Genomic DNA, 6,813 nt, shown 5'->3' with positions numbered 1-6,813 from the left:
CGTTCTCGGAGCCGGTGTCCTGCGCGGCACCTTCACGCTGAGCGTCGCCCTGGTCGGAACCTGAGTTCTCGGAGGCGCGCTTGCGCTCCTCGCCACCGCGGCGGCCACGACGGGTGCGCTGCTCGCGCGGCTGCTCCTGTTCGTCGCGCGTGGAACGCTCACCCTCGCGGGAGGCAGCGTCGCCTTCGCGGGCGCCGGCGTCACGAGTGGCGCGGCGGGGCTCGTCATCCTGCGGCGCCGGAGCGTCGCCCTGCTCACGGCGGGGCGCCTCGGTGGCGGACGGCGCAGCCTCGGCCTGCTCGCTCGTGGCGCGACGGGCCGTCGGAGCGGTCGAGGTGACGCCCGCGGCCTTGGCGCGGCTGCCGCCGACACCGTTGGCCTCGGCGCGCGCGGCGCGGATCGCCGTCACGAGGTCGACCTTGCGCATCTTGGAGATGCCGGGAATGCCCATGCTCTGCGCGAGCTGCTTGAGTTCGTCGAGACGCATCGCGGAGAGCGCTCCGCGCGGGCTGCTCTGGGCCGGGGCGGGCGCAGACGGTTGTTCTGACACGAAGGTTCCTTCCCCCTCGTTCGGCCCGCGACGAAGAGCGCGGGCGGGATGAAGTTCAGGGGCCGTTCAGATCAGACCCCTGGTTCCCGCCGTCGGAATGACAGCACAGACGGGAACAGCGCACCTGGAAGCGAATGATGACCTGCAGCGAGGCTGAGGCGAGAACGGTGACCCTGAGGTCACGGGCCTGGCGCGACGACAGCGTCGCGTCGTGTGGCATGGTCGAACTCGAGCACCACCCGGGTGCACCAAAACGGTACACCCCGGCGGCGGATCAGCGCGACATGGGGGTGATTCCGCGCGTCGGAACGCTCAGTTCGAGCACCTCGCCGCCCCCAGCGACATCGTGCACCGCGCTCAGGGCGAAACGTGATGCCAGCGCGAGCACCGTCGGACCCGCGCCCGAGATGACGGCGGGGACGCCGGCGTCACGCAGCGCGTCGACGAGCGCCATCGAATCCGGGTAGGCCGAACGGCGCTGCTGCTGGTGCAGCGCATCGAGCGTCGCGGGCATGAGTAGCGGCGGCTCGGTGGTGATCGCGTGAGCCAGCAGCGCTGCACGCCCCGAATTGCGCGCCGCCACGGCGAGCGGGACGCTCTCGGGCAACGCGGCGCGAGCCGTCGCCGTCGACAGGCGCTGCGCCGGGACGATGACGACGGGCACGACATCGGGGTGCGGGCGCAGGACGGCGGTGTGCCAGTCGCGCGGCGCGTCGGGGCCCTCGAGCACGTCGGCCCAGCTCACCGTCACGCTGCCGTAGACGGAGGCCGACGCGTTGTCGGGGTGGCCCTCGATGCTCGAGGCGACGTCATTGACGAACGCGAGCGTCGCGGCGTCGTCGAGATCGTGCCCGGCGAGCGCCGTCGCGAGCGCGACGCCCGCGACGATCGCCGTCGCCGAACTGCCCATGCCGCGCGAGTGCGGCACGGCGCCTGTGTACCTCAGCTCCAGCCCTGCGGGCGGCGCGACGTCGAGCGCTTCCCACGCCGCGCGCATCGAGCGCACGACGAGGTGCGAGCCGTCGAGCGGCACCTCACCGGCGCCGTTGCCGCGCGCGTCGACGACGAGGCCGCCGTCCGTCACCTCGGCGCGCGCGTCGTCCCAGACGTCGAGGGCCATGCCGATCGAGTCGAAACCCGGCCCGAGGTTCGCCGTGCTCGCGGGCACGCGAACGTGCGCCGTCGACCCGACCTGAGGCGTGCGGCTCGGCCGGAGGCGGGAGGCGCTGAGCGAACGGGCCATCGTCAGGCGTCGAGGCCGAGCGCGCGCGCCACGGAGTAGGCGTCGGCGGAGACGCGCTCGGGCTGGATGTCGCCGCCGTCGGCGCCGCGCAGGGCCCACTGCGGATCCTTCAGGCCGTGCCCGGTGACGGTGCAGACGATCGTCGCGCCCGCGGGCACGCGGCCCGCGTCGCTCATCTTGAGCAGCCCGGCAATCGAGGCGGCCGACGCCGGTTCGACGAAGATGCCCTCCTCGCTCGACAGGATGCGGTGCGCGGCGAGGATCTCGTCGTCGCTGACGGCGTCGATGACGCCGCCCGAGTCGTCGCGGGCCTGCTCGGCCTGCTTCCACGATGCGGGGTTGCCGATGCGGATGGCCGTTGCGATCGTCTCCGGCTCGTCGAACGGGTGGCCCGCGACGAGCGGCGCGGCGCCCTCGGCCTGGAAGCCCCACATCGCCGGGGTCTTCGTCGCGACGGCGGCGAGCTCGCGGCCGTCGGCGGTCGTGAACGGCGCCGCGTACTCGCGGTAGCCCTTCCAATAACCCGTGATGTTGCCGGCGTTGCCGACGGGCAGGACATGGATGTCGGGCGCGTCGCCGAGCGCGTCGACGATCTCGAAGCTGGCCGTCTTCTGGCCCTCGATGCGGGCCGGGTTGACGGAGTTGACGAGCTCTACGGGGTAGCTCTCGGCCAGCTTGCGCGCGACGTCGAGGCAGTTGTCGAAGTTGCCGTCGACCTGCAGCAGCTGCGCGCCGTGCGCGATGGCCTGGCTGAGCTTGCCCATCGCGATCTTGCCGTCGGGCACGAGGACGGCGCACGTCATGCCGGCCTTCGTCGCGTAGGCCGCGGCGGAGGCGGACGTGTTGCCCGTCGAGGCACAGATGACGGCCTTCGCGCCGTTCTTCGCGGCCATCGACATCGCCGTCGTCATGCCGCGGTCCTTGAACGAACCGGTCGGGTTGAGGCCCTCGTACTTGACGAACACGCGCGTACCGACCCGCTCGCTCAGCTTCTCCGCCGGGATGAGCGGAGTGCCGCCCTCCCCGAGCGTGACGACGGGAGCACCGTCGAGCATCGGAAGTCGTTCGGCGTACTCGGTGATGACGCCGCGCCACAGGTGAGCCATGTCAGTTTCCTTCTGCGCGAAGCACGGACGAGACGCAGTCGACGTCCGCGAGCTTCTTGATCGAGTCGACCGTGGCCGCGAGCGCGGCCTCCGGTGCCTGGTGGGTCATGAAGGTGAGGGAGGCGAGGCCATCCTCGGAGCGGCGCACGCCCTGGCGCATGCTCTCGATGGAGACGCCGTGCTCGCCGAACGCGCTCGTCACGCGCCCGAGAACGCCCGGTTCGTCGGCGACCTCGACGCGCACGACGTAACGCGTCAGGGATTCGCCGATCGGCAGGATCGGCAGGTCGGCATAGGCCGATTCCCCCGAACCGCGCCCGCCGGTGACGCGGTGGTGCGCGGCCTGGACGATGTCGCCGAGGACGGCTGACGCCGTCGGGTCGCCGCCCGCCCCGCGGCCGTAGAACATCAGCTCCCCGGCGAGCTTCGTCTCGACGAAGATCGCGTTGAAAGCTTCATGCACGCTCGCGAGCGGGTGCGAGCGCGACAGCAGGACGGGGTGGACGCGGACGTTGACGCCCGCTCCCCCGTCTGCCTCGCCGCGTTCGACCTTCTCGGCGATCGCGAGCAGCTTGATGACGCAGCCCGCGCGGCGTGCGGCGGTGATGTCCTCCGCCGTGATGTTCATGATGCCCTCGACGTGCACGTCACTCGTGCGCACGCGCGTGTGGAACGCGAGGGAGGCGAGGATGGCGGCCTTCGCCTGCGCGTCGTAACCCTCGACGTCGGCCGTCGGGTCGGCCTCGGCGTAACCGAGCTCCTGCGCCTCGGCGAGCACGTCCCGCAGGTCGGCGCCGGTGCGGTGCATCTTGTCGAGGATGAAGTTCGTCGTGCCGTTGACGATGCCGAGCACCTTCGTCACCTCATCGCCCGCGAGCGACTCGCGCAACGGACGGATGAGCGGGATGGCGCCCGCGACGGCGGCCTCGTAGGACAGGTCGACGCCGTGATCCATCGCGAGCTGGTACAGCTCCGGGCCATCGCTGCCGAGCAGGGCCTTGTTGGCCGTGACGACGCTCGAGCCGTTGCTCAGGGCGCGCGTGATGAGGCTCTTGGCGGGCTCGTCACCACCCATGAGCTCGACGACGATGTCGGCACCGTCGACGAGCGCCTGCGCGTCCGTCGTGAAGGCGTCGGCCGGCAGGCCCGTCTCCGAGCGGTCCTTGCGCGTGTCGCGCACCGCGACGCCGACGATCTGCAGCGGCGCACCGATACGGGCCTCGAAATCGGCGGCGTTCTGGGTCAGCTCGCGGGCGACGGACGTGCCGACGACGCCGCTGCCGAGCAGCGCGATCGTGATCGGCTCGCGCGGGGTCGTCGAGTCGGCCGGCATGGCGGATGCGGTGGTGGTCATGTCATTCCCCTTCGAGGGCGAGCAGGTCGTCGATCGTCTCGCGGCGCAGCAGCACGCGAGCGTCGCCGTCCGCGACGGCGATGACGGGCGGGCGCGGGACGTGGTTGTACTGCGAGGCCAGCGCACGACAGTAGGCGCCGGTCGCGGCGACGACGACGAGGTCGCCGTCACGGGTGTCGGACGGGAAGTCGATGTCGCGCACGACGACGTCGCCGCTCTCACAGTGCTTGCCGACGATGCGGGTCGGCGTCAGCTCGTCGCTGCCGCCGCGGTTCGCGAGCGCCGCGTGATAGTCGGCCTGGTAGAGCGCGGGGCGTGCGTTGTCGCTCATGCCACCGTCGACGCTGACGTACGTGCGCACGAGGTCGTCGCTCGCCTGAACAGGCTTCACCGTACCGACGCGGTAGAGCGTCACGCCGCCGGGGCCGACGATGCTGCGGCCCGGCTCGATCGAGACGCGCGGCACCGGGACGTCGGCGTTCTGGCACGCCTCGCGCACGATGCCGGCGAGCTGCGTCGCCATCTCGGCGGGGTCGAGCGGTGCGTCGCTGGGCAGGTAGGCGATGCCGAAACCGCCGCCGAGGTCGAGCTCCGGCAGTTCGACGCCGTGCTCCTTCGCGACCTGCAACTGCAGGGCGATGAGGCGCGTCGCGGCCTCCTTGAAGCCGGCGGACTCGAAGATCTGGCTGCCGATGTGGCTGTGGAAGCCGAGTAGGTGAAGCTCCGGGCGGGCGAGGACGCGGGCGACGGCGTCACCGATCTGGCCGTCGGCGGCGGAGAAACCGAACTTCTGGTCCTCGTGCGCCGTCGCGATGAACTCGTGAGTGTGCGCTTCGACGCCGAGCTTGACGCGGATCATGACAGGCGCCGTGATGTGGTGGCGCGCAGCGGCGTCGGCGACGCGGTCGATCTCCTCGAACGAGTCGACGACGATGCGCCCGACGCCGTACGCGAGGGCGTCGTTGATCTCGGCGACGCCCTTGTTGTTGCCGTGCATGCCGATGTTCTCGCCCGGCACGCCCGCCTTCTTCGCGATCGCGAGCTCACCCCCCGAGCAGACGTCGAGGCGCAGCCCCTCCTCGGTGACCCACTGCGCGACGTGCGACGACAGGAACGCCTTGCCCGCGTAGTACACGTCCGCCTGGGTGCCGATAACCGCGAACGCACGCGCGAACGCCTCACGGTAGGCACGGGCGCGGCTGCGGACGTCGGCCTCGTCGATGACGTACGCCGGCGTGCCGAAGCGTTCGGCGATCTCGTCGAGGCCGATGCCGGCGATCTCGACGACGTCGTCATCACGGCGGCGCGCGGTGCGCGGCCACACGATCTGCTCGAGGGCGCCCGTGGGGGCGGCCGACCTGACGCTCACGTGGTCTCCTTGCTGCCTTCTCGCGAGGGGGACGGCGCTGCGCCGAGACGGCCCGGCAGCCCCCGCTGCGCGCGGATCGGACCCGCAGCGATCGCACGCCCACCGCCGCCGGCCGCATCGAGGATCGACGCGTTCAGTACGGCACGGGCGCTGCGACGCAGGCAGCGTCCAGGGTTTCTCGCACGATGCTACGGGCCGCGCTCAGCGCGGGCACATCCGTCCGCGTGACGGGCGCAGCCTCGACGTGACGCAGCATCGCCACCGCCAGATCGTCGATCGCGAGCAACGCAGGACGGGTGCGGCCGGTGCGCGCCGCGTCGTGAAACGCCCGGGAGGTGAGGAGAACAGCCACCCGCAACGGTGCGGGGGTGACGTGGTCCCCACCGTCCGGCGAACGAGAGAGAGCGGCAGAACCGTCGACGGCGAGGTCGTCGCGGGACGGGGTGTCGGCGCCGTCTCCGTAGGCCAGGGGCTCTACGTCGAAGGTGTCGGCGTCAAGGGCGCCGCTGTCGAGCAGTCCGGTCGCGGCCTCGAGCCGTCTCATCGCGGCTGCCTGGGCACGGCGGGCACGAGCGAGGGGGTTCGCGTCGCGGCGGCTCGACAGGTCGTCGAGGCGCTGCCCCAACGTCAGCGGTGGCGTCTTGGACGCACTGAGCAGCGACGCCCACACGAGCGCGTCGAGGCCGATGTCCTGTGCGACGGCGTCCCAGGTGAGGCTCTGGCCGAAGGAGCGCAGCGGCGGGCGGGCGCGGCGGACGTCTGCGGCCGCGCCGGCGATGATGCCCGTCTCGGCCCCGCAGCGACCGAGCCACCCGTCCGACGACAGGTCGACCTCGACGTTTCCGCCAGAGGGTCGAGCCACAGCCGATAGCCCCAGGTGCGCGGTGATGAGTGCGGCGATCCGCTGAGCCCTGCCCAAGTCATCTCGATCGGTGGCGGAGCGCTCACGCGACGCCGCGACACGCGGCGCAGGGGTGACGACCCGCCCGTCGGCATCCACGGAAAAAAAGACAGACACCCCGACGTCGCGATCCAGCGCTACCCAAGGATCTGCCGACATCACCGGGCCAGGGTATGCCACGCCGGCTTGATCGCAGGCCGCGACAACGCCCCCTGCAGGACCCGCCCTCCTCGCTACGCTCGTCGTCCTCCCGAATCCTTCGAGCTTGATACAAGACGAACGGAGGCCCG

Annotated in this window: 6 protein-coding genes; all 6 read right to left on the bottom strand. The window is 71.6% G+C overall.

Features of this window, described 5'->3' with window-relative positions; translation table 11 throughout:
* Nucleotides 1-550: Rho termination factor N-terminal domain-containing protein (locus B2284_RS08000; protein ID WP_286697364.1), on the bottom strand; the 550-nt coding region annotated here is incomplete at its 3' end.
* A gap of 274 nt (nucleotides 551-824) precedes the next feature.
* On the bottom strand, nucleotides 825-1,718 hold the full coding sequence (locus tag B2284_RS07995) for a homoserine kinase (RefSeq protein ID WP_286697363.1): 894 nt from the start codon (nucleotides 1,716-1,718) through the stop codon (nucleotides 825-827).
* Between the two features lie 77 nt (nucleotides 1,719-1,795).
* Nucleotides 1,796-2,899, bottom strand: coding sequence for a threonine synthase (gene thrC / locus B2284_RS07990; RefSeq protein ID WP_136788683.1), 1,104 nt, complete (start codon nucleotides 2,897-2,899; stop codon nucleotides 1,796-1,798).
* A 1-nt stretch (nucleotide 2,900) separates the two neighbouring features.
* A complete protein-coding gene (locus tag B2284_RS07985) occupies nucleotides 2,901-4,253 on the bottom strand; it encodes a homoserine dehydrogenase (protein ID WP_136788684.1) in 1,353 nt (450 codons plus the stop codon).
* Between the two features lies 1 nt (nucleotide 4,254).
* Entirely contained in the window at nucleotides 4,255-5,622 is a 1,368-nt protein-coding gene (gene lysA, locus B2284_RS07980) for a diaminopimelate decarboxylase (protein WP_286697362.1), read from the bottom strand.
* Nucleotides 5,623-5,755: 133 nt separating this feature from the next.
* Nucleotides 5,756-6,484, bottom strand: a complete 729-nt coding sequence (locus B2284_RS07975; RefSeq protein ID WP_286697361.1) for a hypothetical protein — start codon at nucleotides 6,482-6,484, stop codon at nucleotides 5,756-5,758.
* Nucleotides 6,485-6,813: the final 329 nt, after the last annotated feature.

The organism is Dermacoccus sp. UBA1591 (assembly GCF_002322065.1).
Lineage (GTDB): Bacteria > Actinomycetota > Actinomycetes > Actinomycetales > Dermatophilaceae > Dermacoccus > Dermacoccus nishinomiyaensis.
Note: the sequence above shows the minus strand (reverse complement) of the source record. Positions and strands in the feature narration are given on the sequence as shown.